The sequence below is a fragment of the Xanthovirga aplysinae genome (genome assembly GCF_009711365.1).
Taxonomy (GTDB): Bacteria; Bacteroidota; Bacteroidia; order Cytophagales; family Cyclobacteriaceae; genus Xanthovirga; species Xanthovirga aplysinae.
On the sequence record NZ_SMMB01000856.1, the window covers coordinates 1 to 4749 of the forward strand.

Genomic DNA, 4749 nt, shown 5'->3' on the forward strand with positions numbered 1-4749 from the left:
TTTTAGATCTTTTATGAAACACTTCCTGTTAGTCCAGAATTTAACCCATTAAATTATCAACTATAATAAATCCATTATGAAAAAAAGAATACTGATTAATTTAATTTTTTGCCTTGCACTATTTAGTAAAGTGTGGGCTCAATCCGATATAGTTTCTGGAAAAGTAACCTCTGGAGAGGATGGGATGGGGTTGCCGGGTGTAAATGTGGTTGAAAAAGGATCGACAAATGGAGTGTTGACGGATCTTGATGGGAATTTTTCCATAGAAGTTGTTGGGAATAATAGCAGTTTAGTTTTTTCATTTGTGGGAATGGTTAGTCAGGAAATAGTGGTAGGGACTAGATCAACCATTGATGTAAAGATGCTTCCTGATACGAAACAATTGGAAGAAGTGGTAGTGTTAGGATATGCCACAACGGAGGATCCTGTTACTCAGGTTCAAAAAATTAGTGACATTAATAAGGTTAAAGCCCCGAATTTCACAAATGCTTTAATGGGTAGAGCAGCTGGAGTTGCTATTCGGCCAAATTCCGGTGCTCCAGGCACAAAACCCGATATATATCTCCGAGGAATTGGGTCATTGGCCATTGACAGTGATCCCCTTTATGTCATTGACGGGGTAATGGTAGATACCGATAATGTAGTTTATCCAAGTTCTGATGTGTCGAGAGATCCCTTAGGTTCATTAAACCCAGATGATATTGAAGAAATCAAAATATTGAAAGATGCTTCCGCCACTGCAATCTATGGTTCTAGGGCAGCCAATGGGGTTATTTTGGTAACTACCAAAAGGGGCAAAGAAGGAAAAATGAAATTCACTTTCTCTGGGGAACAAGGAGTGGTTGTGCCGACATTTGGTAATATGGAAATATTAGATGCGGATCAATTTGTGAAATTTTATAAGCTGGATACAATTCCTGAATTTATGGAGCAAGGCTATGAGAACACAGATTGGTTGGATTTGGCCTGGAACAATGGTTCTTTTAAAAACTATCAGTTTAACGCTTCTGGAGGCACCAAAAAGAATAAATATTTCATCAGTGGTGGTTATAACAAGCAAGAAGGAACCCTTTTAGATTCGGATTTTGAAAGACTATCTAGTCGCTTTAATATGGATACAAAGCTTTCTGAGCGATTTAAAATGTTTAACAGTATTAATATCTCTTATGTGACTCAAAATGAACCTCGAAATGGATATGCGGATAGATCTCCTAATAAAAATAGTTTGGTAACAGAACCCATTATTTCTCCCTATGATGAAGAAGGTAACTTGATTGGTGCTTGGGAGGATTTAAGTGAATTGGAAACTAATTTCCTTTATGAGAATGCTCATAAATACCATGTTTCCAGGGCTTTAAATTTGGCTTTAAGGAATAAAATCTCTTTTGAATTTACAAATGATTTGTCCGTGAGCTCAGCCAATTCCTTAAAAATGGAATCCATCATACACAGAAATTTCTGGGACAGGTATACTGGTTTTAAAGAGGATGTAAATGGTGAACTGGAAGTACTTAATGGCTTTAAAAATAATTTTATTACAACTAATTTACTGCATTATAATAAGAATTTGGGTGAAGGACATCGCATTAATGCTCTTGCAGGAATGGAGTATCAACATTATTATAAGGAACGCTCGGAAATAATTGCTCAGGGTTTTGGGGAAGGTTTGAGCAGTCTTCGCGCCGCTGCCGACGTTGTAGATAAAGACGGCTTTTTTAGTGAATATATATTTGTTTCTCTTCTTTCTAAGGCTACTTATAGTTATAAGGATAAATATTCATTCACCGCATCCTTACGTCGAGATGGGTCTTCTAAATTTGGTGTAGGTAATCAATTTGGGACCTTCTATTCACTTGGCTCTTCCTGGTTGGTCTCCGAAGAAGATTTTTTAGCAGGTTCTATATTGAGTTTAGCTAAACTAAGGGCCAGTTTTGGTACTACTGGTAATGCACGCCTGGACCATTATGGTAGTAGAGATCTTTTCAGTGTGTCTGAGAATTACAATGGAGAGAATGCAGTACTTTATAATCAGATAAATAATCCTGATTTAACCTGGGAAAAGAGAACCAAGTCTAACGTCGGATTGGATGTTGAGTTTAATAAAAGATTGATGTTAAATGTAGATGTCTTTTATGAATTGTCTTCCGGGCTATTGGTGGAGGTAGATTTGCCTAGAGAGCATGGTACTGATGATATGTGGCAGAATATTGGGGAAATGGAAAATAAGGGAATTGAGCTGCAACTTTCTTCAAGAAATTTAGCAGGGGAATTTAAGTGGACTACTGACTTTAACGTAGGGTTTGTAAAAAATAGGGTTTTAAAGTTGTATGATGATGAGGAGGAGCAATTTGAGAGTTCTAGCTTTACCGTTGTGGAAGAGGGTTTTCCTGCTCATACATTTTTCCTAAGGGAATATTATGGTGCAAATCCGGCCAATGGATTGCCTGCTTTTTATTTAAATAGGGATATAACAGGAGAAGAAAAAGAAGATGATCAATTTTTCCAGACAAAAGATGGTAGATGGGCTTCAACCGATAAGGATGCCGTGGAAAAGAAGCATTTTGGAAGTGGACTGCCCCTTGCCACAGGAGGATTGACCAATACATTCAATTATAAGGGTTTCGATTTATCTATTTTATTTACTTATTCTTTGGGAAATGAAATCTACAATAGGAGTAGAAAATTTTTGGATTCGGATGGGAATACCGGACTCAATGTTCACGTGATGGCATTGGAGGACCGTTGGGAAAATCCTGGAGATGAGGCTTATCGGCCTGTTTTAGGAAATAGTACAATTTATATTAATAGTTCTTCCCGGTTCCTGGAAGATGGGAGCTTTTTATCCCTTAGGAGTGTTCGGCTTGGTTATAAGTTTCCTTCGAAAACCCTATCAAAGGTCCGTTTAAGTCAATTAAGCGTTTTTGCCTTGGCTCAGAACATATATACCTGGACAAAATACACTGGCTTTAACCCGGCAACCGTAAAATCTTATGGAGTTAATTATTTTGAATATCCGGAGGGAAAGGTATTCTCTGCCGGTGTTACCGTAGGTTTTTAGAAACGGAATGTAAGTTTTTGCATGTAACCCTTATAAATTCGATATCCAGTTTTTTGGATAAATAAATTGAGAAATAATTATGAAAATAAATAAATTATATACAGCAATAGCCCTTATTGGGTCACTAATACTTACCTCCTGCAAGGAGATGTTGGAGGTTTCCCCTGATCATTATTTGGGTAAAGAAGAAGCTTATACTATTCCGGAAGCCCAATTAAATGGTATTTATTATGGCATGATTGTTAATAACTATTATGGGAGGAATTTTTACCAGAAGTTTGCCGTTGGCTCAGATAATATTGTAAAAAGAAGAGGTTCTTCCTGGGCAAACATTCACAATATGGATAAAGGTTCTGGTGAGGCAGATATGATATACACCCAGGCCTATGATGTCTTGGTTAATATTCATCACCTACTTGCTAATGAACAAGCTAGCGATGAAGAAAAAGGACAAGCTTATTTTATGCGAGCTTTTGTGTATTTTGATTTGGTCCGAACCTTTGGTCAGGTACCTCTGGTAACAGAAGTATTACCATACGACGCTAAACCTTCCAATACGGATAACAGTGAGCTTGATATCTATGGGCAGGTAGAAAAGGATTTGGATGAAGCATTAAAATTAATTTCAAATACTACAGACAAGTCAAAAGCTTCTGTGGATGCAATCCATGCCTTGCGTACAAGGGTGTTTTTGTATAAAGCAGATGAGTATTTGACGGGTGAAGACCAAAGGGAATACTACCAAAAGGTGGTAGATGAAGCTGAGTTGATTAATGGTACACTTACCGAAGCAAAAGATTATTTTAAGTATTTTCAGGAAAATGGTGGGGAAGAAACCATTCTGGAATTTTTAATGGTGCAAGGACAGGGTGGAAATGATACTGATGACCATTTGGGGAGTCGCTACTCTCCGAATAAGAATTCCGATGATTTTGTGAGAGGGCAGGGGTATTGGACTGCAAATCCTGCATGGGTAAGCTCATGGCATCAAGATGACGTTCGACGATCAATAGTTGATAGTACTTTGGTTTCCAACGAGCCAGGTTCTTTTTTTATCATAAAATTTACCGAAACTGATGGGGAGCCTTTTTTACATTCACCTAAAGTTCTACGATATGCTGAAGTATTATTAAATAAGGCAGAGGCATTATATAAATTAGAAAGAACGGGAGAGGCAGCTCTGGAAATTGATAAACTTAGGGCAGAAAGATATCTTCCCTCTGATTCCGCCCCAAAAGCCGTTGGGGATATTGATGAAATTTTGGAGGAAAGGAGAAAAGAATTGGCTTTTGAAGGGCATCGTATATTTGATTTAAGAAGAAATAGACGTGAAATGGTATTAGTGGAAGCAGAAGATGAGAAAAAGAATGCAGAAATAAAGGTACGGAAGACCGTGCCTGCAGGAGATAAGAACTTTTGGTGGCCTCTTGCCGAAGCATGGACAAGTCGTAATCCTAATCTTATAAATACAAAAGGTTATTAACTACCATTTAGGAATAAGGATAAAGGTCTTCCTAAAAATCCTTAGGAGGATCTTTTGAAGGCTTTTTAATTTTTGGAATTAATCAATCTTGTTGAATTTTTTGTTTATCGCCCTCGATTTCTAGAAAAGTCGATGTTCAAAATTTTTCCAAAAATCCACACCAAAAGCTATAGCTTTTGGTTATGACTCGTGAGGATTTGCTATTTGA

The 4749-nt window shown here is 37.4% G+C and carries 2 protein-coding genes; both read left to right on the forward strand.

Annotated features, from left to right (window positions below; translation table 11 throughout):
* Positions 1-76 precede the first annotated feature (76 nt).
* Entirely contained in the window at positions 77-3058 is a 2982-nt protein-coding gene (locus E1171_RS06830) for a SusC/RagA family TonB-linked outer membrane protein (RefSeq protein ID WP_155205262.1), read from the forward strand.
* A gap of 79 nt (positions 3059-3137) precedes the next feature.
* A complete protein-coding gene (locus E1171_RS06835; RefSeq protein WP_155205263.1) occupies positions 3138-4541 on the forward strand; it encodes a RagB/SusD family nutrient uptake outer membrane protein in 1404 nt (467 codons plus the stop codon).
* Positions 4542-4749 lie beyond the last annotated feature (208 nt).